We start from the raw sequence: 22842 nt of genomic DNA on the forward strand, positions 1-22842 counted from the left end.
AATTAATCAAGAAATCTAATAATTAAAAATTTGAGGTATTAAAATGAAAAACTATAAAAAACTTAGAATAATTACTTTAATTTCACACTTACTTATAATATCGTTTGTAGCATTATTTATTAAATTTGAAGGAAAATTTAATTATATCTACGATATACATCTTGTGAAAAACACTCAAAGTAGATTTATAGATTTAATATTTGCTTTATTGCTTTTAGCCCACTTTATTTTAATTGTAATCAATCTTGTAGTTTTATTGAAAATAGCTTTAAAAAAACAATTGAGAGCTATAGATCTATTCTACTCTTTATATCCTGTTTTAATCCTTTTAATAATTACAGGATTTGATATAAATAATTTAACAAATATTATAAAAGCACCATTTAATATAATTATTAATTAGATCAATTTTTAGAATATTATATAGGAATAAAAAATAAGTCTTTTATTGCTTGTAGTATTAATGATTATATTGTGGAATAAGAATCTTTAAAAAAGAAGAGAGCATTGTGAGACTTGAAAGGATATAAGGGAGAAAACAAATAATGGAGGTACAATATGGACGCGCAAAAAGGAAATATTTATGAGATATTAAATGGAAATAAGCAGTTCTTAATCCCTGTTTATCAGAGATTTTATAGCTGGGATATTGATCAGTGCAAAAGACTTTGGAACGATATTGTAGAAATGCAGAAAGAGAAAAAGATTGGTCATTTTGTTGGATCTATCGTTAATATTGCTGAGCAAGCAATGCCAACAGGTGTTCAAAAGTATATGATTATAGATGGTCAACAGCGAATGACTACATTAACACTGCTTCTTTTAGCTTTGCGCGATTATGCACTAAATAATCCGGATGATAAAACAATAAATGCTCGACGTATAGATAATATGCTTTTAAAGAATGAGTATGAAGATGGTGATGAAAGATATAAGCTTTTGTTAACTGAAACAGATCGAGATATTCTCATAAGTCTTATTGAGAAAAAACCAATTATGGAAGGTACTAAATCAAGGCTGATTGAAAACTATGATTATTTTGTAGGCAAGATTGCCGATAAAGAGATTCAGCCTGCTGAGGTTTATGAGTCAATCGGAAAATTACAAATTGTTAATATCACATTAGATCGAGCCGTAGATGATGCACAAGCAATTTTTGAAAGCTTGAATTCAACAGGTAAAGAACTTTCTGAATCTGATTTGATTCGTAACTATGTATTGATGGGGCTAGAGCCTTCTGAACAAAAATATGTGTATGAACATCTTTGGCGACCTATGGAACAACTATTTGTTTATGAAACACAGGGAACAGTAATGGATGCTTTTTTCCGCCACTACTTGACTATGAAACTTTCTCGAATTCCAAAACTGGGACGTGTATATGAAGAATTTAAGCTGTATCATTTAAATTGCGAGTTTGGAACTATAAGAGAGCTATGCCGAGATTTGCTTGATTATGCAAAATATTATACAGACATTGTATTTATCAGAAGTTCTGATACAGATTTAAAAAATCTATATGAGGATATTATTGATTTAAAAATGGAAGTATCTTATCCATTCTTATTGAAAATTCATCGCGATTGTGATGAAGGACTAATTACATCAGACGAGCTCAAGGAAATTCTAAAGCTTTGCATTAGTTATGTATTAAGACGTTCAATTTGTGAAATCCCTACTAATTCACTGAACAAAACTTTTGCAACTATGAAGAATTATATTAGATCAAATGATTACATGAATTCTGTTAAGGCATTCTTCTTGATGCAAGATACTTATAAAGAATTTCCTGATAACGATAAGTTTGAAATTGCGTTTGTTAGTCGTGATATTTACAATATGCGCAATAGAAATTATATTCTTAGTAGTTTGGAAAATTTTGAAAACAAAGCTCCAATTATAATAGAAAATTACACCATTGAGCATATTATGCCACAGAACAAAAATCTTTCTTTAAAATGGCAAGCTGACCTTGGCGACAATTGGCAGGAGGTTCAGAAAAAGTACTTGCACACAATTGGTAATCTTACTTTGACTGCATATAACTCTGAGATGAGCGACAGGAACTTTTTGGTAAAGATGGATATGCCAGGAGGATTTAAAGAAAGTGCACTTAGACTTAATAAATCTCTTGTTTTACAAAATGAGTGGAATGAAAAACATATAAAGGAGAGAGCAGAAGAATTAGCGAACAAAGCCAAATATATCTGGCCATATCCAAGTTTAACAGCTGAAGAACTTGCAAAGTATCAAGCGGATGAAAAAACAACTCAGAAGTATTCTTTGGAAACATATGATATGAATGATTTTACAAAGATGCTATTCGATTCTTTGGATAAGCGAATTATGAATCTATCTCCAGCAGTAAAAAAGGAATATAAAAAGTTATATGTTGCCTATAAGCTGGATACTAATTTTGTAGATATTGTTTTCCAAAAGCAAAGATTGCGCATTTCAATTAATATGAAGTTTTCAAATATTATTGATCCTAATGGCATTTGTAGAGATATTACTGGACTTGGACGTTGGGGAAATGGTGATGTAGAATTGTTTATGGAGAATAAGGATGAATTAGATCAAGTTATGGAGATTGTAAAACAATCTTTTGATGCACAGGCAGAATAATTATTGCTTTACTCATAATGGTATAGTGTAAACGAAAGAGGTAAATTATGATAATAGACAGTTACGATATAGACACAGAGCCAATTACAAGTCTAGAACATTTTTATGGCGAGAAGAAAAATTTAATAGATAAATGCTTGGTAATATTTTCAAAAAGGATAGTAGAATATATACTCGATAATTTTGAGTGCCAAGAAATTGCTAAAGTAGGCTCAGCGAATGGCTCAATGCCAATATATAAAAGCCATTTTGAAGGTCAAGAATTTGCTTTCTACCTTAGCATGATGGGCTCGGCACTTGCTTCATCAAGCTGTGTTGAGGTTAATTGGCTTACAGGTGCGAATAAATTTATTATCTTTGGCTCTTGCGGCAGCCTTGACAAAGAAAAGACTCTTGGCAAGTACATCGTACCCACAGAGGCTTACAGGGGCGAAGGTGCATCTTATTATTATGCCGCTCCTTCAGACTACATTGCTATTAAAAACCATGATAAGCTTGAAGAATTTTTCATCAAGGAAAAAGCTCCATATACCAAGGGAAAGGTCTGGACTACAGACGTTATGCTTCGTGAGACGCGTGGGCTTGTCGCAAAGAGAAAGTCAGAAGGCTGCATAGCTGTTGAGATGGAGCTTGCAGGCGTACAAGCAGCTTGTGATTTTTATGGCTTTGAGCTTTATAACTTTCTTGAAGCAGGAGATGTTTTAGATGAGAGCTCTTATGAGGTAGAGGGACTTAATAGCGCCAACCACGATCTTGGAAAATTGTATTTGGCATTGAAATTATTAAAAGAAATATAATTAAAATAAACTAAAGTATACATGATACAACTTGTTTACAACAAATAGAAAGGAATTTTTATGGATTTAGAATTTATTATTAATCACGTAATAAGTGGATACCTGCCTATTATGGTCTTATTAATATTATATTTTATAATATTAAAATCATTTGGCAATAGACCAAGCAAAGGACATATAATTTTGGCTTTTATATTTCCTTTTTATCTTGTAGGAGTTTTGTCTGCAACAGGTGTTTGTTTAAAAGCAAATTTTTCACCGAGATTTTCATTACTACCTTTTATAGATATGATTAGAGGACCTAAAGATACAATTTTAAACGTAATTTTGTTTCTTCCATTAGGAATTTTTCTGCCACTACTCTATGAGCAATATAATAGCTTATCCAAAGTTTTATTACTTGGATTTCTATTTTCATTGTCTATAGAAATCATTCAAATGTTTGGATTTGGGACTACAGATATAAACGACTTGATTACGAATACTTTTGGAGCAGTACTAGGTTATGGAGTATATGAATTACTTAGTAGATCATTTTTCGATTCATTGCTTGGAAAATTTCAGACAAAAGGCAAATATAGCCTATATGAGCCAGTAATTCTGTGGACTATTGCTATATTGATTATGCTGACTATCCAGCTTTATATCTACGAGATTCTCTTTGCATCCAAGATGAGTGGAGAAACTCATAAGTGGTGATATTCTATAGATAGGCAAGCTTATAAAATGGCGTATAGCATATAATTACGATGAAAGGATAATGGACTAATTATAGTATGAAATTTATTGTAAAAGAAATTATAGATAAAAAAGAAAAAGAAAATATCGCAAGAGAAGTGCTTTATGACTTGCCAGAATGGTTCGGCTTGCTCGAGAGCACAGAAAACTACATTCAAGAGTCACAAGCAAAGCCATTCTTAGCAAGCTTTTATAAGGATGAGCTAGTTGGCTTTATTGTCCTTGGCGCGAGCAGCCCCGACTGTGCAGAGATTTTTGTCATGGGCGTGAAGAAAAAATTTCATCATCATGGCGCTGGAAGAGAGCTAAACCAAGCCTATGAAGACTTAGCCAAGAGTTTAGGCTACACATACACACAGGTAAAAACCGTTCAGTCCGGCCATTACGATGAGTACGACATAACGAATAAATTTTACAAAGCAGTCGGATATAAAGAATTAGAAGTATTTCCGGATTTATGGGATAAGAACAACCCTTGTCAAATATATGTAAAGTACTTAGATTAAAGGGAAGTGACACTATGCCAAAAACAGTAATTTTAGGGTGTTCATCATTAAAAGACTACATCGATGAGGCTCAAAGAAAAGTTAAAACGAATTACCCGGTATTTTATTTAAATCGTCTTTATCATAGAGACCCAAAAGAGATGCGTGATCACATCATCCACAAGCTGATGACAATGGACAAGGACGTAGACACGATTTTGGTCGCTATGGGTTACTGCGGCGGATCGTGGAAGGACATCAAGGCTCCATGTAGGCTTGTTATGCCAAAGATAGACGAGTGCGTTTCGCTTCTTTTGCAAAACACAGATGAAGTAAAAAGTGATTTAAAAGAGCCAGGCCACCTATATGTACGCGAAAAAGATCCGATGAAAGAAAATTTTCATTCGACTTTTGATAAGCTCACTAAAAATTTAGACGAAGATACGAAGAAGCGTTACCATGAGGACTGGAAGCGGTATTACCACGAGATAGACATCATCGATACAAAAATTAATGACTGCAGAAGAGCAGATTACGTTCGAACCGTCAAGGAAGATGCAGCTTGGCTTGATGCGAAGCTTGACTTTGTAGATGGCGGAACCTATTTATTGGAAAAGCTGTTCTCAGGCAGGTGGGACGAGCAGTTCATTATACTAGAAGCAGGAGAGAGCTTAAGTGATGAATTTAATAAGGATAAAAAGCTTTGATTTAGACCAAGTTTTGAAATTCAAAATAGTAGATGTATTAACATCTGATTTTCCTAAAATAAATATTGAATAATAAATTTTGTGGCGATAGAAGCAAAATCTATCGCCATTTTCATATCACTTTCTAAGTAAAAACTACTCCTTAATCAATTTTTTGTAAACTTTCTCCACTTTATCAGCCAGATTTTTGTACGCCTTATCACTTCTTGAGCAAGCGCCCTCTATAAGCAAATCAAAATCCTCTTTGATGTACTCTTCCAATTCCTTGTCAGAAAGAATTTCCTTAATGTCAGCGCCCACTTCTAAACCATTCTTTTTTAATAATTCATACAAGTCATGTGCATCCATCGCTTCAAGATCAGCCTTTGTGTAGCGGTCTTCATCCTTATTTGCACAAGCAGCAGATGTCAAAACTATAAGCATTAAAGAAAGAAGAAAAGCAATTATTCGTCTAGATCTATACATAATACACCTCCTATAAGTACTAAGTGTATACTTTCATTATATCACTTTACTACGAACACGTCAATCGTTCCGCAAAATGAGATATATCGTTCCGATACCCTTGCCATTGTTCCGATAAAATGATAAAATAAATTATATACTTAGAAAATAGACTTAACAAGTAAATTAGGTGGTGAGTTAATGAACATAACTAGAATCAATACATACGACGACCATCGTTTCAGTCAAGAAGCACTTAATCAGCATGGCTGCTACCTTGCGAATGGCGATGCGCCCATAGAGATTAAAATCATATCACAGAGCGAGGCTATTATAATAGGCGATGAAAGCTACTTCGATGAGGTCATAGACGAGTTTCGCTTCAATGCAGAGCATATCACAAAATTTTACGACGAGAGCGGCAAAATCGTGAAGAAGTTCAAAGACATAGAGCTTTTTAAGCTTGATATAGACAAAATCCAGCCGATACAGTTCTTTGTCGATAAAGATAAATTAGAAGCAGTAAAGAGCTTTGTTCATACAGAAGAAGACGTGATCATACCAGTTGTGAAGCGCGATGATATATACGTATCCCTAGATGGCCACACACGCCTCTACCTTGCATATACCCTTGGCTTCAAGCACGTCTACGCTTATTTTAGCGAAGACTTCGATGGCTTCGACTACTTCTTTGATGAAGCAAGAAAAAGAAATATATACTCAGCAAAAGACTTAATTTTGCTTGAGCATGAGGAATATGTAGAGAAGTGGGATAAGTTCTGCGATGAGTATTATATGACGAGAGAGGAATAGGTGGGGTGTTGGTCTGATACCCTTGCTATTGTTTCGATAAAATGATAAAATAAAAGTATTACTGTTATATAGGAGGTGAAAATATGGAAATTTTAAGAATTATACTACCCCTACTCCTAGTTTGTGTAGTAGTGGTATACATCATACAAACAGCTAAGAAGAGGCAAGGTGATGACAAGGGTGAAAAAACAGAAGAAACCTACATGTCTGAGGGCATGGCTATAGGCATGTGTTTAGGAATTGCTGTATCCATAGCAATGGATGCTGACAATATAGCCATCGGTTTGTCGGTCGGCATGATGCTTGGCATGAGTATCGGTATGAGCATAAAAAAGAAATAAAATTAGTATATAAGTGGAGTGATATTATGGGGCTATTTTCAGATAAGAGAGCAAAAGAAGAAAAGATAGCAGAGGATAAGCAAAAGTTCATCGAGCGCTATAAACTAGGAGACTTTGACGAAGAAGAAATAGAAGATATGTATAAGACATATAAAGCTACAAGATTTAGCGGTATGCAAGGACTAATCGAGCAAAACTGGATGATTATTACGCAGCTTAATAGACTTAATAAAAACATCGAAGAGCTAAAGAAGAAGTAGGATTTATGAAAGGCATCTATAATCATAGGTGCTTTTATTTTGCAAATGGCTTTGAAATTATTATAAAATATTTATTAGCTACTGTTAATGTGATATAATTAAGCAAAGGTGATAAATAATGTTAATTATAGAGATAATAATTTTGTGTACAATATTTTTTGTCCTATGCTTTTTAGCTACAGGAACAGACGAGAAGAATCTTAAGAGTTACGCCTCATATCCAGATGAAGTGCAAAAGCGAATCAGAGAAATTCAAGAATACCAGGGCAAGTACCATGAAGCTAACAAGCTCGTTACATGGTTTGCAAATCTAGTAGTATTTTTAATACTATTTATAATTTTTGGAATATTTATACGCGAAAAAGATTTTATGCAAAACCTTATAAATTTACTTATACTTGGTCAGGCGCTAAACATTTTTGATTTAGTCGTCATAGACCTACTTTGGTGGAGAAATACAAAACGCATAAGACTAAGCAAGGTCCCAGAAAAGGTCTTGTACCAAAACCCTAAAAAACACATCCAAGCCTTTTTAAGAGCAGTTCCTATGTATATAGTCGTCGCAGCAGTGGATGGATATCTGTTGACAGTGTTTTAATAAACTCAAAAGGAGCAATAAATGAAAATACAGAAAAAACATATCAAATACATCATCTTCACTATGCTAATAGCTCTCGCGCTACTAGCTTTTGACGTGCGCCTAAAAATAGTTCACTACACTATCACTTCAGATAAAATCAATACGCATATGCGCATAGCCTTAATCACGGATCTTCACTCGTGCAAATATGGCGCGGATCAAAAAACACTGATAGATGCTGTGGATAAAGAAAAGCCGGACATGATTCTTTTGGGCGGAGACATCTTTGACGACGAAATTCCTGATGATAACACAAAAACATTTCTCACAGCCATCGCGAAGCGCTACCCCTGCTACTACGTCACTGGCAATCACGAGTACTGGAGCCGCCGCGTAGGCGAGATGCTAGACTGGCTTGAAGCAAATGGCATTGAGGACATCGGTGGCAAGACTATTCGCACCGCTATTAATGGCAATGAAATCAGTCTTTCTGGGCTGAACGATCCAGACGAAGCACGCTACACAGGCGAAGGTGATGGCATGGTGACTGAGCTTGAACGCGCTAAAAACGAAAGAGACGATACGGCTTTTACGATGCTATTGACACATCGCCCGTCTTTTGTGAATTTGTATAAGGATGCCGGCTTTGACCTAGTACTTGCGGGCCATGCGCATGGCGGTCAGTGGCGCATCCCAGGCATTTTGAACGGTACTTTCGCGCCAGACGAAGGCTGGCTACCGAAATATGCGGGAGGAAGATATAGCTTTGACAATGGCAGTGAGATGATAGTTAGCAGGGGCTTGGCAAGAGAGTCGACTAGGGTGCCACGGATATTTAATCGACCAGAACTAGTTATAATAAATATTTCGCGTTAAAATTCGCCCTTGCGCTTGTTCCTTCCTCAGCAATGCTCATGTACGTTTAGTACACTCCGCTTGCTTCGTCTGTCCACTTCGCACAATCATCGAATTTTTCCAGCGAAATTAAAATAGTGATGATTCAATCGCTTCGTATGAATTTTCAGCGATAAAAACAAAATAAATCAATAAGAAGAGGGCAATCGCTCTCTTCTTTTTTATTGCCAAAGCATTACCATATTTATAAATATTTTGTATTCAGAAACTTTTTTTGCATTTCTTATAAATCTGGGTATATATATTAAGTAAAAATACACTAGCTATAAGATATACATTAGGAGGTAAATATGGATATTAAAGATTTTACTGAAAAAGAACAAAGACAAATAGAAAAAGGCCTATCTACTGCTGAGATTAGCGATAAGGCTGCGGCAGATAAGATTCTTGCGCTATTGCCAGAGGGCTGGATTAAGAAGATACCATTTTTCGTTAGGAAGCACGCGACTAGTAAAACTATTGAAAGGATAGCCAATGAACGTCCCGACCTATTTGCAATTGCAAAGCTTGAGGGCGATTTGCCTGAAAAGGAAAGGGAAGAGCTTAGGAACATCATCACTGATATTTTCAAGGAAAAGATGGCTAAGCACAATATTAAATAATAGCACAGAATTGCGCCTGAGACTTGCTCTTTTATTTTTTAGGGCAAAAAAAGGAAAATTTATCAAAGCACCCTCTTTACTTTAGTTGTAAGGAGGGCTTTATTTGTCTCGTTTGCCTTTTATCTATGCTTATGAAAATATTATCAAAGGTGGCTATTGGGTAATAAGTATGAGAAAGGAGTAAATATGTTAGAACTTAAAAATATTTCAAAAATATATCACACTGAAGGCTTTTCGCAAAGGGCCTTAGACAATGTATCGATTTCGTTTAGAGAGAGTGAGTTTGTTTCTATACTTGGTGAATCGGGTGGAGGCAAGACAACTCTTTTAAATATAGTCGGAGGTCTTATGCGATACGACGAGGGCGACCTTCTAATCGATGGCAGATCTACGAAGCAGTTTTCGGACAAGGACTGGGACTACTACAGAAACGTTAGGATAGGCTTTATCTTTCAATCGTACAACTTAATTAATCATCAAAGTATACTTGACAATGTAAAGCTGTCTTTGACTTTATCGAATAAAAATACTGGCGATGCTGAAGAAAGGGCTATCAAAGCTCTTGAAAGGGTCGGCCTAAAGGAGCACATACACAAAAGGCCAAGTGCCTTATCTGGCGGTCAAATGCAAAGGGTAGCCATAGCTAGGGCTTTGGTTAATGATCCACAAATCATACTTGCGGACGAGCCAACGGGTGCTCTTGACAGCGAAACATCTATATCTATAATGAATTTACTAAAGGAGCTTGCTAAGGATAAGCTTGTCATCATGGTTACGCACAATAAGACTTTGGCGGAAGAGTACTCAACAAGGATAATCGGTATAAAGGACGGCAGGATAATTTCTGACACGGATCCTTATGAAGCGGAAGAAAAGGGCGACAGCTTTAAAATTTCGAAGATAGCTCTTAAGCTAAGAACGGCTCTAGGACTATCTTTTAACAATCTTTTGAGTAAAAAAGCAAGAACGCTTCTAACAGCTTTTGCTGGCTCCATCGGCATCATCGGGATTGCCCTCATCATATCTATATCAAATGGCGCAAGTGACTACATTGCTGACAATCAAAGGAATGCTTTGAAGTCTTTCCCAATCGATATTGAGAGCAAATCCATCGACCTATCTAGTCTTACAAAGCTTGATAACAACGTTTCAAAGACTACGGATAGATCTAAATTTAGCTCAAATGACATTGGTCTTACAAATAGGTCAAAGATATCAGGCAGCGGCTATGAGAATGACCTTGCCTCGTTCAAAGACTACCTAGACAAGAATGAAGCGGAGCTAGACGAAAAGCTTGGCAAGCACTTTATTTCTTACGCTTATGATGGAGGCTTTGATATTTATACAAAGGATGCTAAGGGCAAAGTGATTAATACTAATGGTTCTGATTTTGAAAAGAAGAGCGGCTTTGGCTTTAATCAATTTTTCAGCTTGTCAGCTTCAAAGAACAATGACAATTTTTCTCAGATTATTAGCGACAAAGACGGCAATATCTCGCCAATGGTCTTAGATGAATACGAGCTAATCGAGGGCAAGTGGTCTGAAAAAGAGGACGAATTAGTATTATTTACTGATTATAATAATCAAATTTTAAGAAGTAATTTCTACGAGCTAGGCTTTTTAGACTCGGAAGAATACAAGAAAATTCTTTCTGATATGGACGATAATAAAAAGGTTGACATAAAAAAAGTTGAAATTGACCCAAAGGAAATCATCGGTCATGAGTATAAGGTAGTCACTCCATCGGACTATTACGAAAAGAAGGATGTTAGCTACATTAGCATCAAGGATGATGAAGAGAAGAAAGAAAAGCTTATAGACTCTGCTATCAGCATGCATATAGCTGGCATTGCAAGGAAAAAGGCTGACAACGACTCCAATATAAGCCAAACACCGCTTGCCTATAGCAGTAAATTTACTGATGCTATGATTAAATATGTTTCAGAGCAAGAAATTATTAAGGAGCAATTAGATAAGAAGGACATAAATGTTTTAAATGGACTTAAGTTCAAGGCAGATACTGAAAAAGAAAAGATGGATCAGGCAAAAGACTATCTAAATAATTTGCCAGATGAAAGCCTTGCAAAGTTCAACGCATGGATCTTGCAAAACAAAAAAGAGATGATAGTAGAGATGCAAGCGCTTAATGCGGCCATGAATGCTATAGCACCAGCTGCGCCTAAGACAAGAGAGTCAAATGACAGAGCCATGCTTGACTATATGCTTTATAAAGGCACTGACAAAGACTACTTAGACGTTTATGATGAATTTTTGAAAGACTATTCTTACAAGAAAAACCTTGAAAATCTCGGCTATATCGATGAGAATAATCCATCGAAGATATCGATATATGTGGACGAATTTGAAAATAGAGATAAGGTTAAAAAGCTTATTAACGAGTACAATGAAGGCAAGAAAAGCGCACAAAAACTTAACTTTAACGACTTTATCGGCTCCATTTCAAAATCCATCACAGACATACTTGCAGCCATATCATACGTTTTGATAGCCTTTGTAGGCGTCTCGCTTATCGTTTCATCGATAATGATAGGGATCATCACATATATATCCGTCTTTGAAAGAACAAAAGAGATTGGTATACTAAGGGCGATTGGCGCAAGCAAGGGCGACATCTACAAAGTTTTTATGTCAGAAACTTTAATTATAGGCTTGCTTTCAGGGCTCATAGGTGTTGGCATAAGCTCATTTTTAAATATATTTATAACAAAGATCATGGTTAAGGCAACGGGCATAGCTACTATTAGCTCCACGCTTCCAAAAGAAGCGGCGCTTATCTTGATTGCAATATCAGTTGCGCTTAGCTTGATAGCAGGACTTATACCGTCAAGCATAGCAGCTAAGAAAGACCCAGTAGAAGCCTTAAGTGCTGAATAAAATAAATTATGAGAAGGCTAAGTAAATATATTTGCCTTCTTTTAATATAGAGGTGATAATTTTATGACAGATAATAATTACAAAACCATAGTCCATCCGCTTGAGCCATGCTTTACAAAGGATTCGAAAATTCTGATCCTTGGCTCATTTCCATCGGTCAAGACTCGCGAATATGGCTTTTTCTATGGCCATCCGCAAAATAGATTTTGGCGCGTTATGGAGATTTTGTTTAAAGAAGACCTTGATAATGGCATTGCCACGCGCAAAGACTTTTTATCAAGACAACTATTGCCAAGATGAAGACGCTTAGTGAGGACGAGATCGACGACTTCGTATCGGCTATGAGAAGCTTCAAGAAGTTCCACGAGTACATAATTCAGGTTTCGTCCTTTGAGGATGAAGGGGTGCACAAGACTTTCGTCTTAGTATTGACTGTATACAATTTAAGTTTATAATAAAGACAGACTCGTTCTGTCTTTTTTATTTACTACCTATAAAGTATGATAATTCATAGTTTTTTTTTACATTTTATTAATTTATTCTTTGAAATATTTTTGCTTTTTCATTGAGTTAGGCAAAGCTAACAAAATATGTATTTTACTTTATTAGAAAATATTAATATTTATTAATATAAAAATTCGCTTATATGAAAAGCCGCGTAAGCAAGAGAATTACATCCATACAGGGTATTGACAAAGTAGTTAGCCTATGCTATAATTACCACTGATTAGTGCTAAGAGGAGAAAGGCATCAATCAAAATATTACATTGGAGGGTTTTAAATGAAAAACACAAAAAGATTTTTAACTCTTGCATTAGCTCTAACTCTAGTTTCATCTATGATGTTTGCATGCAAGAAAAACGATGCGCCAGCACCAGCAAATGAAGAACAAAAGACTGAAGCAGCTGCTGACGCTAAAGATACTATGGACGAAAAAGACAATGACGATCACGACCACGATCATGATAATGATCACGAAGAAGCTCCAGCAGCTGAAGATGTTTCTTTAGAAATGTGGGCTGGAGACTGGAACTCTATCAACGCTTACTACGACGACCCTGTTGTTAAGGAAGCTATAGAAAAAAAGGCTAAGGAAGAGGGTATGTCTGCTGATGATTACATCAAGGGCATCGAAGAAAGAAGAGCAACTGACTACAAGGGTCTACACATTGAAGGCAACACTATCACTTTCTATGATGGCAAGATTGGTGAAGGCAATGAAATTGCTAAGGCTGAGTATAAATTAGCTGACACTATCGAAGTACCTCACGGAAACAAGACTTTAAACTGGTTCGTATTTGAAACTGATTCTAAAGACGTTAAGAAGTACATGGCTTTAATGCAAATCCACGGTGAAGAGCACTTAGCTCACTATCACACAAGATATACTGATAACTTAGATGATATTAAGGACCAAGACAGCAAGTGGTTCCCAACATACATCAGAACATCTGTAGACAGCCAAGACATTGCTGAAGAATTAACTGAGTAATTTCATTAATATGAGGAGAAAATTATTATTCCTATGTTTGCTCCTTGTATCAATAACATTTTTTTCATGTGATAATGCTATAGAAGAAAGAGGTATGACCGGGGACAAGCCTTTGGTTTATACTTCTTTTTTTCCTATATATAAGCTTACGAAGATGGTGGCAGCAGATGATGTAGAAGTGAAGAGCTTTATGCCAACGTCTGCTACAGTTCACAGCTGGGAGCCATCTGCTAAGGACATCAAAAGGCTAGCTAAGGCTGATCTTTTGATTGTTAACGGAGCTAACATGGAGAGATGGGTTGATAAGATTAAAGAGAACCTTCCTGACTTGAAGGTTTTGACTTTGTCTGATAACGTTGACCTCATCTCTTACACTGGGGCGGCAGCCATCGGCGACTTTCAGCTCATGACAAGATTTGATTACAAGGAAAACAGAAACAACATATTATTTGGTCACACTCACGAAGACTACTTGCGTATAGCTTTCAAAAAAGATGATGGCAGCATGAGTGAAGATGAGCTTATGAAAGAAGGACGCAAGATAATGAATGTAGAAGGTGACATTGTTCGCCAAGAAACGCAGCTTGACGTTGAAGATGGCAAGGTATACAGGATAAAGATGCGTCATGAGTCGGGTGAGCTAAACTACGTGCTTCCTGAAACTGGAAAGTGGATAGTCTACACGGACAGACTTCCTCAGGACATCTTGTCTTTCGAGTTTGTCGATATGCAGGACAATCCGATGAAGGGAGAGGAACTCTTAAGAGGCAGCTCACAAAAGCTTGACAAGATCACTTACGATCCGCACTCTTGGCTATCGATAAACAATGCGAAGACTTACCTTAACACCATAGCAAGAGAGATAACGAATCTTGTGCCAAAAAAGGCAGCTATGATTGATATGAGAAGGTTTAAGGCGGTTGACACGCTAACTCTTATGCAAACTGAGTTTCGTGACAAGTTTCAAGAGCTTGATAAGAGGGAGTTTATCGTAATGCACTATGCTTTCGCTTATCTTGCTAGAGACTTTAAACTAACGCAGTACCCACTTCAAGGACTTACATCGATGAGTGAGCCAAGCATTAGGAGTATGGTCAGGGCAATCGACTATGCAAAGAAAGGTCATATCAAGACGATATTTTATGAGTACGGTGCGCCGACAGCCATTGCCAAAGTTATTTCTGAGGAGATAGAGGGTGCGCACATAAGTCCACTAGCTAGTATGGAGTTTATAATACCTGGTCAAACGATTGATGAGATGGACTACATTGAGCTAATGAAGATGAACCTAACGAATCTATATGAGGAGATGAAATTACAAAATGAAAGCAATTAGCATAAAAAATTTAGACTTTTCATACCTTGATCACAAAGTTCTCTCTGATATAAATTTAGAGCTAGAGATGGGTGATTTCATCGCCATAGTTGGAGCGAACGGTAGCGGTAAATCAACATTCATCAAGAACCTCTTAGGAGAGCTTAAACCGCAAAAGGGATCGGTAGAAATTTTAGAAAAACCTATAGCGTCATATAAAAGCTACAAGGATATAGGCTACGTGCCGCAAATGAGTGTTGTTAGCAAGGTTAGCTTCCCTATCACCGTTAGGGAGATGGTTGTTTTGAACCTTTATGAGGACTTTGGATTTTTCAAGTTCCCACGCAAAAAACACTATAAAAAAGTAGACGAGATTTTAGAGTATTTGGGGCTAATTGAGTACAAGAACAAGCCTGTTAACGAGTTATCTGGTGGCTTACAACAAAGAACCATGATAGCCAGAGCTATGCTAAACAATCCAAAACTATTAATACTAGATGAGCCAACAGCCGGAGTCGACGAAGAAAGTAGAATTTCCTTCTTAAAAACAATACAAACTTTGAACGACGACAAAGGCACAAGCATAGTTTTAGTAACGCATGACCTAGACGAGGTCATGGCATATACAAAGCTTGACGCCATCTACGAAATAAAGGATGGCGGCCTAGAGAAATTAGAGATTAAAAAGGAGGCGAAGACATGCTAGAGTATGCATTTATGAGAAAGGCGCTCGTAGTTGCCTTCTTTTTATCAATCATGGTGCCAGCCATAGGCGTAGTTATGGTAAATAGAAAAACTTCGATGATAGGTGACGCACTATCGCACTCTGCACTAGCAGGAGTAGGTATGGGCCTTATACTAGGCTTCGACCCACTTATAGGCATGCTAGTCATATGCGTAGTTGCAGCCTTTCTAATCGAGATTATTCGCCATAAATTCCCTCAATACGGCGACATGGCAACAGCCATAATCATGAGTATAGGCCTTGGAGTAGCCTCGATACTATCGGACTTCGCTCCGGGAGGAACATCATTTGATTCATACCTATTTGGTAGTATCGCCTCAGTATCGATGCAGGACGTGATTAATTCACTAGTAGTCTTTGTATTTGTAGTATTTGCAAGCATCAAAGAGTACGCAGGACTACTTGCCATCGCCATAGATCCAAACACTGCAAGACTCTCAGGAGTTAAGGTAAGATTAGTAAATGCAGCATTCACACTACTGAGCGCCATCACCATAGCTATGGCGGTGAAGCTAGTAGGTGCACTAATGCTGACATCGCTAGTGGTTTTGCCAGTAGCAACAAGTCTTATACTTGCACGCTCATACAAGAAGACGCTTCTAATCACGATACTGCTAGGACTAGTGTACATGCTATCAGGTATCACAGCAAGTTTTTACTACGACGTGAAACCAGGTGGAGCTATAATACTAGCAGCAGTACTAGGAATGCTATTTTTCTTTATGGCATCACTATTGCGCAAAAAAGTTAAGTAAATAGAGCTTGAAGTGACTTAGTTTATACTAGGTCACTTTTTCTTTACTTTTAGCCGCCTTCGTGGTATTATTTAATGAAGACAGTTGATATTGGAATGAAAGGAGATAGTATATGAAATATATGTATTTTAATTCGTCGTGCTCTTACGCGGGCGTGGCTAATTTATTATTTTTGAAAGGCATTGACACAGAAGATTTCGTAATTGCGAATGCGATTTATTTACCATACCTATTATTAAAAGATGGAGCTTCTTACTTGGCAGGTCCTATGCTGCAGTCAAAAGAGATTTTTGATATTTATCTAAATGCTCTTGGCTATGAATTTATTGAAGAGAAATATGATAAAGATGAAGTTTTGAAAATATTAGAAGCATCAGATAAAAACTATATGCTCGGTGTTAATATTGCTCCAGGCAATAAGCATGCGATAATTTTTAAAGATTACAAGGATAATAGATTTAGATTTATAAATAATAAATATGATGATAGTGACGAGCCTGACGAATTCGTTTGGACTGCAGAGGAGCTTAAGGAAAGGCTTGATGAAGTGACGCAGCTTGCACATCTTGAAAAATGCGATGCTAAGGACGTTGATATGGAGGAGCCGCTCTTAAAGTCTATAGAAAATCTTGGCGCACTTAAAAAGGATATAATCCATTTTTCAAAACGTGTGATTACTAAGCAGGAACTAAGAGAGTCAATGAATACGCTGTTTAGAGCGGCTCTACTTGATTTAGTGACTATGTTTATACTTATTGAAGAGGATAAACTTATGAAGAGAACACAAAAGCTTCAAAAAGAATACATAGGCGTAATCAAAAAAGGCAAAGATAGCCTCGTGCTTGAAGAAGAGATGGATGTAGCTGGCTTAGTAGATGTTCTTAATGAGTGGGAGAGACTTATGAAGAATAATTTGAAGGAGTATAGAGAAAGGATATAAGTGAACAAAAATAAATACTATTTAGAATTATTGCCATAATGGCATTTTTCCGAAATAGGTTCACTTATTCGAAAATTTCGAATAACTCAAAACCATAATCACAGTGACTTAGTTCATTCTTCGTCACTTTTCTTTACTTTTAGCCGCCTTCGTGGTATTATTGAATTATATAGAGGTGATAATATGAAGTGGAAAGAGATTCCGAAAATTGATGCACATGCTCATCTTGTTACAAAAGATTTTAGAGAATTTTTTAAAGATGACAAGGAGAGCTGCTGGACATATTCAAATAAGAGTTATTTTAAGCAAATTGCTAAAGAATACAACGTCAAGAAATTTATCTTGCAGCCAACAAACGATACATACATGTATCAAGAAACTGTTACGAATAACAATTGGCTCGCATCACAAGTAAAGCAGTCTAATGGTTTGTTCTTAGCCTTTGCTGACATTCAAAATAACGGTGCATATATCTTAGACGTTGCACCAAATCATTTAGAAATTGCGATTAAAGACAATGGCCTTTCGGGTCTTAAAATTCATCCGAACAATTTAAACATTCCATTCGATGATTTAAGGATGGTCCCTGTTCTTCGTAAAGCGGCTGAACTCAAAATTCCAGTTATGGTGCACTCAAATCCAACCATGATCGGCTTTCACGACGACTGTGCTCCAGATAGAATTAACAAGATGATACAAGTCTTTCCTGACATAACTTTTATAGCCTCACATCTTGGCGGAATGAAGTGGCAAGACGCGCTAAGTGCACTTACTTACGTGGATATTTCATATATATTGCCAAAGCTATATGAAATATATGGTAGAGATATGACAGAACGTATATTAAAAGCATTCGGTGCCGATAGGCTTATCTTTGGAACTGACTTTCCACAAGTTTATAACACAAAGGCAGAAGATGTTTACGAAAGATACTGCAATATATTGGATGAAATGAATTTTTCAGATGAGGATATGGAGAAGATTGCATATAAAAATATATGTAAATTATTAAATATAGAGATATAGGAGTACTTATGAAGATAATTTACAAAGACATATTAATTAGAAATGTGGTTGATACTGATGCGGCTCAGCTCGCATCTTGGTGGAACGACGGCTCTGTCATGGCTCACGCAGGTTTCCCGAACGGAGTGAATACTAATGAAGAGAAAATCAAGGAGCAGATCAAAAATTACACTGATACTCACAGAGTACTGATGATTGAGTACAAAGGCAAGGCCATTGGCGAGATGAATTATGAGTTTTCTGATGATGATAGATGCGAGATAGGTATAAAGATATGCGATAGTAGCTATCAAGAGAAGGGGCTTGGACGAGTAATACTTACTTTGTTTATAGAAGAGCTCTTCAAAATGGGCGCGAAGACCATATTCCTAACGACAAATCTAAATAATGAAAGAGCTCAGCACGTTTACGAAAAGCTTGGCTTTAAGAAAATTCGTATTGAATATGACTCGTGGACGAATCAGCTTGGAGAGAAGCAATCTATTGTTTACTACGAATTAAAAGAAGAAGAATTAATTAGCTTTAAATAAATCCTATTTAGAATTATTGCCATAATGGCATTTTTCTGAAATAGGAAATGACTTATCCGAAATTTTAGGATAACTCAATCCCATAATCAAAGTGACTTAGTTAATTCTAGGTCACTTTTTTATATTTACAAAAAAACTATTGACAAAGATCCATGACTATGGTACTATAAATGTAACATATTTAGTACTATAAATGTAACCATAATTATAAGGGGTGATAGTTTGGATGTTATAATCGAAAACAGAATCGCTGAATTTAGAAAGGAGCAAGGTCTTTCGCAGCACAGGCTTGCCAAGGCGGTGGACTTAAAGAGAAGATCCATCATGGCGTATGAGGCGGGAACTATCAGCCCAAGTCTTGAGACTGCCTACAAGATTTGCAAGGTCTTAGGCAAGGACATTAAGGAAGTATTTATTTTTAAGTAGGAGGTATAGACATGGGTCTTTTAATGAATACTGCGAGTGAAATCGCAGATAAGGTCAAAGAAGATTTTAATGATGATAAAAATTATTTATTTACGCTAAAACGCAATGACTTCAAAAGGGGTTTAGCTAAGTTACTTTTGAGTAAATTGTATTATATTATGGACAGTGCTAGATCTTTTGTATTATATTTTAGTGAAAAGGGTATATATGAGAAGGAAATTTCAAATTCTGTGAAGGGAAATTTTGTTTTGATGCCTTGGGACGAGATTGAAAATTTTACTGTGGATTATAAAAGCAGCAAAGCAAATATTACTTTAGTTCATCTAGGAGCCAAAGTGCTTTATGAGGTGCCTTTTACTGGCGCTATGGCGAAGGGCAATAAGGAAAGGCTTGATGATCTTCAAAAGAAGGCTTATAATAAACTAGTTTAGGAGGTTTATATGAAAAAAATATTATTAATTTTACTCGCTCTATCCATGTTTATGGTCTCGTGCGGCGGACCAAGCAAGGAGGAAGCTATAAAGAAGGGCATAGAAGAAGCGGATGCAAATGAAGAGGCAGTGCCTGAGACCAGAGAGGGCGAGGAGCCTATTGACGAGGAAAATGAAAAAACAGAAGAAAAAATAGATGAAGATGCAGAAATCGAATACGCTGTAAGTGTTGACGGCGAAGACTACGGCTACGTAGAGACTATTGGCGGAAGGTTATTTAACGCATCTGGCATTAACAAGATCATGGTTCGCGCTTGGAAGAGTGGCGAATATGCTGACGACAAGGCTCTTGATCAAGTGACTGACTACTCAAAACTCGTTAACGACAACGAAATCATCTACGGCGTTTACCCTGGAAGCATGGAGTTTTCCTATACTTATAATGAAAGCTACAATATCAGCTACAGCTTCGTCGGTGACGACGAAGGAATTGACAGTTTTGCCTACAAGAAGCACGCACCTGAAGAAGTGAAGGTCATTGACGAGACTCTTTACTTTGACATAGACTACTTAAGCAGCATCTTTGCTTTTAAATACAAGCTTAACAATGAAAATAAAGTTCTTGTCATCGACTCAAAAGGCGAGTATACTGCTAGCATGACTGATCTTGATCCATCTGGCTATGATAGCATCGAAGCTCTACTAAAAGCAAATTTTGACAAATAGTTTTATAATAATATTATAGCTCTATACACGTAAAAAAGGCTCTCAGCATATGTTGAGAGCCTTTCAATATACAAAATTAATCCAATTCGCCCATGTCTTTTCTACGCAAATAGTTTTTGTACGCCTTTTTTACTTGAGGCGCAAGTAAGAACAGAGCGATAAGGTTCGGGATGACCATGAAGCCGTTGAATGTATCGGCAAGGTCCCAAATTAGATTTGAGCCGAATACCGAGCCAACGACGATGCATATAAGTACAAGCACTCTATATACGTTGATGGCCCCTTTGCCCTTGAATAGGTAGCGGATGTTCATCTCGCCAAACATGTACCAACCGACTATGGTTGTGAAGGCGAAGAACATTAGTGATACTGCTAGGAATATGGTTCCAGTCTTACCAAAAGCCGCTGTGAACGCATATTGAGTGATGGCAACAGCCTTTGCACCCGACATGTGAGCGTCAGTTGCTAGAACTATAAGCGCAGTGATTGAGCAGATAACGATAGTGTCAACAATAACGCCAGCCATCGCTACAAAACCTTGTATACAAGGGTCCTTAACCTTTGCAGTTGCGTGAGCGTGAGGTGTTGAGCCCATACCAGCTTCGTTCGAGAAAAGTCCTCTCGCAACGCCATTTTTAATCGCTTCCTTCATAACAGTACCAGCCATACCGCCGATAACCGCTTCAGTTGAGAAGGCTTCTCTAAATACGCCAGAAAAAACTAGTCCCAAATGATTTCTGTATATATATAGGATAGCGCATGAACCGATGATGTAGATAAGCGCCATGAAAGGCACTACAAGCTCAGCCATAGACGTGATTCTTTTGACGCCTCCCATAACGACGAAGCCAACAAGAACCGCAAGTCCGATACCGATATAAAGCGCATTAACATTTAGCGCGTTCGACATAGCTAGGGCTATGGAGTTCGATTGAACCATGTTGCCGACAAAGCCCAAAGCTAAAATTATAGCGACTGAAAATATACTTGCCAAGACCTTTGAATTAAGACCCTTGGAAATGTAGTACGATGGTCCGCCGACAGGCTCGCCGTCTCTTTCTTCCTTATATAGTTGAGCAAGAACTGCCTCAGCAAATATAGTTGACATGCCAAGTATACCAGAAACCCACATCCAGAAAATCGCACCCGGTCCACCAGATGCAACAGCAGTAGCTACACCGCCGATGTTACCAGTACCAACTTGAGCGGCAATCGCCGTAGCAAGCGCTTGGAAAGAGTTTACCTCGACCTCGACATCATCTTTTTTCTCTTTTTTGTCTTTCTTTTTAAATAATCCGCCGAAAGCGTATTTAAACGCAAGACCAAGCTTAGTGATCTGCGGAAAACCTAGATATATAGTGTAGAATATACCCAAAGCTAGAAGCGCATACATCAAAAACTTTGACCATAAAACACTGTTGATCGCCTTGACGATGGGCTCTAGCTTAAATGCTAAATATGTATTAATCATATTATTCCCTCCTTTTCTTTATTATATCATAGAAGTAAATAAAGAGTAAATAGATTGAAAGATGATAAATTTTTATTAATAGCATAAGAAATTATTATACTTAACGCCTTAAGTATTAATTTTACGAATGGTCTAGCTATGATAATGGTGGGGCGCTTTTACTTATTTCACTCATATTGTTTTGCACATCGAAAAGTGTTTTCCTTCGCTTGCACATCGAAAAGATAGTTCCACGCAGCTTAGTTCAACAAATTGACAATTGCTAAGCTTGTCCGACTAAAAATCCATATTCGTTCGCTGCGCTCAACTAGATGGATTTTTGGCCGTCGTCCTACGCAAAGCAATTGAAGCAATTTGTCTCAATGCGCTGCTTTTGGAACATATCTTTTCTCACTAAAAACAGTTTTCTCCGAATGCTGCGCTCGTGAAAATCACTTTTCTCACTAAAAAGGCATCGTTCTGCAAAAGCAAATTTACTAAAGATAGCAAAATAAAAATCGTGTTAAAACCATTAGCAAAATCAAAATTACTAATCGTAGCAAAATCACTTTCAAAAGTAAAATTGCTAATCATAGCAAAATCACTTTCAAAAGTAAAATTGCTAATCATAGCAAAACCATTTTCAAAAGTAAAATTACTAAAGATAGCAAAAATAAAAATCGTATCAAAACCATTAGCAAAGTGAAAAAATAAGCAGAGGAGCAAGACCATAATCGTGGCAAAACATTTATCGCAGCAAGGCCATAAGCATAAAAAAAGACACACATCGCTGTGTGCCTTGTA

27 protein-coding genes are annotated in these 22842 nt (G+C 36.9%); 25 read left to right on the plus strand and 2 right to left on the minus strand.

Annotated features, from left to right (window positions below):
- The first annotated feature begins 43 nt into the window (after nt 1–43).
- From AC1EJ0_RS04850 to AC1EJ0_RS04875, 6 genes are all read left to right on the plus strand, one after another.
- Nucleotides 44–403, plus strand: coding sequence for a hypothetical protein (locus AC1EJ0_RS04850; protein WP_480023451.1), 360 nt, complete (start codon nt 44–46; stop codon nt 401–403).
- Between the two features lie 155 nt (nt 404–558).
- On the plus strand, nt 559–2625 hold the full coding sequence (locus AC1EJ0_RS04855) for a GmrSD restriction endonuclease domain-containing protein (protein ID WP_480023450.1): 2067 nt from the start codon (nt 559–561) through the stop codon (nt 2623–2625).
- A gap of 47 nt (nt 2626–2672) precedes the next feature.
- On the plus strand, nt 2673–3422 hold the full coding sequence (locus AC1EJ0_RS04860; RefSeq protein WP_480023449.1) for a nucleoside phosphorylase: 750 nt from the start codon (nt 2673–2675) through the stop codon (nt 3420–3422).
- Between the two features lie 60 nt (nt 3423–3482).
- Nucleotides 3483–4121 (plus strand): VanZ family protein, encoded by a 639-nt coding sequence (locus AC1EJ0_RS04865; RefSeq protein ID WP_480023448.1) that lies wholly within the window; start codon nt 3483–3485, stop codon nt 4119–4121.
- Between the two features lie 77 nt (nt 4122–4198).
- Entirely contained in the window at nt 4199–4666 is a 468-nt protein-coding gene (locus tag AC1EJ0_RS04870; RefSeq protein ID WP_480023447.1) for a GNAT family N-acetyltransferase, read from the plus strand.
- A gap of 14 nt (nt 4667–4680) precedes the next feature.
- Nucleotides 4681–5352: a DUF1638 domain-containing protein gene (locus AC1EJ0_RS04875; protein WP_480023446.1), complete on the plus strand. Its 672-nt coding sequence runs from the start codon at nt 4681–4683 to the stop codon at nt 5350–5352.
- 135 nt (nt 5353–5487) lie between these two features.
- On the opposite strand, the gene AC1EJ0_RS04880 is transcribed toward AC1EJ0_RS04875, so the two are convergent.
- Nucleotides 5488–5817, minus strand: a complete 330-nt coding sequence (locus AC1EJ0_RS04880) for a hypothetical protein (protein WP_480023445.1) — start codon at nt 5815–5817, stop codon at nt 5488–5490.
- 180 nt (nt 5818–5997) lie between these two features.
- Between AC1EJ0_RS04880 and AC1EJ0_RS04885 the strand changes: the two genes are divergently transcribed.
- The 19 genes from AC1EJ0_RS04885 (at nt 5998) to AC1EJ0_RS04975 (ending at nt 20588) form a co-directional block, all read left to right on the plus strand.
- Nucleotides 5998–6609 (plus strand): hypothetical protein, encoded by a 612-nt coding sequence (locus AC1EJ0_RS04885; protein ID WP_480023444.1) that lies wholly within the window; start codon nt 5998–6000, stop codon nt 6607–6609.
- A gap of 83 nt (nt 6610–6692) precedes the next feature.
- On the plus strand, nt 6693–6950 hold the full coding sequence (locus AC1EJ0_RS04890; RefSeq protein ID WP_480023443.1) for a glycine zipper domain-containing protein: 258 nt from the start codon (nt 6693–6695) through the stop codon (nt 6948–6950).
- A gap of 26 nt (nt 6951–6976) precedes the next feature.
- Complete coding sequence (locus tag AC1EJ0_RS04895; protein ID WP_480023442.1) at nt 6977–7210, plus strand: hypothetical protein; 234 nt, start codon at nt 6977–6979, stop codon at nt 7208–7210.
- 118 nt (nt 7211–7328) lie between these two features.
- Complete coding sequence (locus AC1EJ0_RS04900; protein ID WP_480023441.1) at nt 7329–7808, plus strand: ABC transporter permease; 480 nt, start codon at nt 7329–7331, stop codon at nt 7806–7808.
- Between the two features lie 21 nt (nt 7809–7829).
- Nucleotides 7830–8666: a metallophosphoesterase gene (locus AC1EJ0_RS04905; RefSeq protein WP_480023440.1), complete on the plus strand. Its 837-nt coding sequence runs from the start codon at nt 7830–7832 to the stop codon at nt 8664–8666.
- A gap of 329 nt (nt 8667–8995) precedes the next feature.
- Nucleotides 8996–9307: a hypothetical protein gene (locus AC1EJ0_RS04910; RefSeq protein ID WP_480023439.1), complete on the plus strand. Its 312-nt coding sequence runs from the start codon at nt 8996–8998 to the stop codon at nt 9305–9307.
- A 186-nt stretch (nt 9308–9493) separates the two neighbouring features.
- Nucleotides 9494–12202 carry an ABC transporter ATP-binding protein/permease gene (locus AC1EJ0_RS04915; protein WP_480023438.1) on the plus strand — a complete coding sequence of 903 codons (2709 nt, stop codon included), beginning with the start codon at nt 9494–9496 and terminating at the stop codon, nt 12200–12202.
- A gap of 63 nt (nt 12203–12265) precedes the next feature.
- Nucleotides 12266–12502 (plus strand): uracil-DNA glycosylase family protein, encoded by a 237-nt coding sequence (locus AC1EJ0_RS04920; protein WP_480023437.1) that lies wholly within the window; start codon nt 12266–12268, stop codon nt 12500–12502.
- Nucleotides 12499–12657: a hypothetical protein gene (locus AC1EJ0_RS04925; RefSeq protein WP_480023436.1), complete on the plus strand. Its 159-nt coding sequence runs from the start codon at nt 12499–12501 to the stop codon at nt 12655–12657. Before AC1EJ0_RS04920 ends, AC1EJ0_RS04925 begins: the two co-directional genes overlap by 4 nt.
- A 326-nt stretch (nt 12658–12983) precedes the next feature.
- Nucleotides 12984–13694 carry a ZinT/AdcA family metal-binding protein gene (locus AC1EJ0_RS04930; RefSeq protein WP_480023435.1) on the plus strand — a complete coding sequence of 237 codons (711 nt, stop codon included), beginning with the start codon at nt 12984–12986 and terminating at the stop codon, nt 13692–13694.
- 112 nt (nt 13695–13806) lie between these two features.
- The gene (locus tag AC1EJ0_RS04935; RefSeq protein WP_480023978.1) at nt 13807–15030 is read left to right on the plus strand and encodes a metal ABC transporter solute-binding protein, Zn/Mn family; all 1224 of its coding nucleotides are present in this window, start codon (nt 13807–13809) and stop codon (nt 15028–15030) included.
- The gene (locus AC1EJ0_RS04940) at nt 15017–15715 is read left to right on the plus strand and encodes a metal ABC transporter ATP-binding protein (protein ID WP_480023433.1); all 699 of its coding nucleotides are present in this window, start codon (nt 15017–15019) and stop codon (nt 15713–15715) included. The genes AC1EJ0_RS04935 and AC1EJ0_RS04940 overlap by 14 nt, the downstream gene beginning before the upstream one ends.
- A complete protein-coding gene (locus tag AC1EJ0_RS04945) occupies nt 15709–16509 on the plus strand; it encodes a metal ABC transporter permease (RefSeq protein WP_480023432.1) in 801 nt (266 codons plus the stop codon). Before AC1EJ0_RS04940 ends, AC1EJ0_RS04945 begins: the two co-directional genes overlap by 7 nt.
- A gap of 112 nt (nt 16510–16621) precedes the next feature.
- Complete coding sequence (locus AC1EJ0_RS04950) at nt 16622–17449, plus strand: hypothetical protein (protein WP_480023431.1); 828 nt, start codon at nt 16622–16624, stop codon at nt 17447–17449.
- Nucleotides 17450–17632: 183 nt separating this feature from the next.
- Nucleotides 17633–18475 carry an amidohydrolase family protein gene (locus tag AC1EJ0_RS04955; protein WP_480023430.1) on the plus strand — a complete coding sequence of 281 codons (843 nt, stop codon included), beginning with the start codon at nt 17633–17635 and terminating at the stop codon, nt 18473–18475.
- Nucleotides 18476–18483: 8 nt separating this feature from the next.
- Nucleotides 18484–19005 (plus strand): GNAT family N-acetyltransferase, encoded by a 522-nt coding sequence (locus AC1EJ0_RS04960; RefSeq protein WP_480023429.1) that lies wholly within the window; start codon nt 18484–18486, stop codon nt 19003–19005.
- Between the two features lie 222 nt (nt 19006–19227).
- Nucleotides 19228–19431, plus strand: a complete 204-nt coding sequence (locus AC1EJ0_RS04965) for a helix-turn-helix transcriptional regulator (RefSeq protein ID WP_019214835.1) — start codon at nt 19228–19230, stop codon at nt 19429–19431.
- A gap of 11 nt (nt 19432–19442) precedes the next feature.
- Nucleotides 19443–19862: a histidine kinase gene (locus AC1EJ0_RS04970; RefSeq protein ID WP_480023428.1), complete on the plus strand. Its 420-nt coding sequence runs from the start codon at nt 19443–19445 to the stop codon at nt 19860–19862.
- A gap of 9 nt (nt 19863–19871) precedes the next feature.
- Nucleotides 19872–20588, plus strand: coding sequence for a hypothetical protein (locus tag AC1EJ0_RS04975; RefSeq protein WP_480023427.1), 717 nt, complete (start codon nt 19872–19874; stop codon nt 20586–20588).
- 76 nt (nt 20589–20664) lie between these two features.
- Here the strand turns inward: AC1EJ0_RS04975 and AC1EJ0_RS04980 are convergent, their stop codons facing one another.
- Nucleotides 20665–22059, minus strand: a complete 1395-nt coding sequence (locus tag AC1EJ0_RS04980; RefSeq protein ID WP_480023426.1) for an alanine/glycine:cation symporter family protein — start codon at nt 22057–22059, stop codon at nt 20665–20667.
- Between the last annotated feature and the right edge of the window lie 783 nt (nt 22060–22842).

It is taken from the genome of Fenollaria sp. C0166D3 (assembly GCF_056590255.1).

Coding starts and splice junctions, on each gene's coding strand:
- AC1EJ0_RS04850 (WP_480023451.1), top strand. CDS start 44: ATGAAAAACTATAAAAAACTTAGAATAATTACTTTAATTTCACACTTA.
- AC1EJ0_RS04855 (WP_480023450.1), top strand. CDS start 559: ATGGACGCGCAAAAAGGAAATATTTATGAGATATTAAATGGAAATAAG.
- AC1EJ0_RS04860 (WP_480023449.1), top strand. CDS start 2,673: ATGATAATAGACAGTTACGATATAGACACAGAGCCAATTACAAGTCTA.
- AC1EJ0_RS04865 (WP_480023448.1), top strand. CDS start 3,483: ATGGATTTAGAATTTATTATTAATCACGTAATAAGTGGATACCTGCCT.
- AC1EJ0_RS04870 (WP_480023447.1), top strand. CDS start 4,199: ATGAAATTTATTGTAAAAGAAATTATAGATAAAAAAGAAAAAGAAAAT.
- AC1EJ0_RS04875 (WP_480023446.1), top strand. CDS start 4,681: ATGCCAAAAACAGTAATTTTAGGGTGTTCATCATTAAAAGACTACATC.
- AC1EJ0_RS04880 (WP_480023445.1), bottom strand. CDS start 5,817: ATGTATAGATCTAGACGAATAATTGCTTTTCTTCTTTCTTTAATGCTT.
- AC1EJ0_RS04885 (WP_480023444.1), top strand. CDS start 5,998: ATGAACATAACTAGAATCAATACATACGACGACCATCGTTTCAGTCAA.
- AC1EJ0_RS04890 (WP_480023443.1), top strand. CDS start 6,693: ATGGAAATTTTAAGAATTATACTACCCCTACTCCTAGTTTGTGTAGTA.
- AC1EJ0_RS04895 (WP_480023442.1), top strand. CDS start 6,977: ATGGGGCTATTTTCAGATAAGAGAGCAAAAGAAGAAAAGATAGCAGAG.
- AC1EJ0_RS04900 (WP_480023441.1), top strand. CDS start 7,329: ATGTTAATTATAGAGATAATAATTTTGTGTACAATATTTTTTGTCCTA.
- AC1EJ0_RS04905 (WP_480023440.1), top strand. CDS start 7,830: ATGAAAATACAGAAAAAACATATCAAATACATCATCTTCACTATGCTA.
- AC1EJ0_RS04910 (WP_480023439.1), top strand. CDS start 8,996: ATGGATATTAAAGATTTTACTGAAAAAGAACAAAGACAAATAGAAAAA.
- AC1EJ0_RS04915 (WP_480023438.1), top strand. CDS start 9,494: ATGTTAGAACTTAAAAATATTTCAAAAATATATCACACTGAAGGCTTT.
- AC1EJ0_RS04920 (WP_480023437.1), top strand. CDS start 12,266: ATGACAGATAATAATTACAAAACCATAGTCCATCCGCTTGAGCCATGC.
- AC1EJ0_RS04925 (WP_480023436.1), top strand. CDS start 12,499: ATGAAGACGCTTAGTGAGGACGAGATCGACGACTTCGTATCGGCTATG.
- AC1EJ0_RS04930 (WP_480023435.1), top strand. CDS start 12,984: ATGAAAAACACAAAAAGATTTTTAACTCTTGCATTAGCTCTAACTCTA.
- AC1EJ0_RS04940 (WP_480023433.1), top strand. CDS start 15,017: ATGAAAGCAATTAGCATAAAAAATTTAGACTTTTCATACCTTGATCAC.
- AC1EJ0_RS04945 (WP_480023432.1), top strand. CDS start 15,709: ATGCTAGAGTATGCATTTATGAGAAAGGCGCTCGTAGTTGCCTTCTTT.
- AC1EJ0_RS04950 (WP_480023431.1), top strand. CDS start 16,622: ATGAAATATATGTATTTTAATTCGTCGTGCTCTTACGCGGGCGTGGCT.
- AC1EJ0_RS04955 (WP_480023430.1), top strand. CDS start 17,633: ATGAAGTGGAAAGAGATTCCGAAAATTGATGCACATGCTCATCTTGTT.
- AC1EJ0_RS04960 (WP_480023429.1), top strand. CDS start 18,484: ATGAAGATAATTTACAAAGACATATTAATTAGAAATGTGGTTGATACT.
- AC1EJ0_RS04970 (WP_480023428.1), top strand. CDS start 19,443: ATGGGTCTTTTAATGAATACTGCGAGTGAAATCGCAGATAAGGTCAAA.
- AC1EJ0_RS04975 (WP_480023427.1), top strand. CDS start 19,872: ATGAAAAAAATATTATTAATTTTACTCGCTCTATCCATGTTTATGGTC.
- AC1EJ0_RS04980 (WP_480023426.1), bottom strand. CDS start 22,059: ATGATTAATACATATTTAGCATTTAAGCTAGAGCCCATCGTCAAGGCG.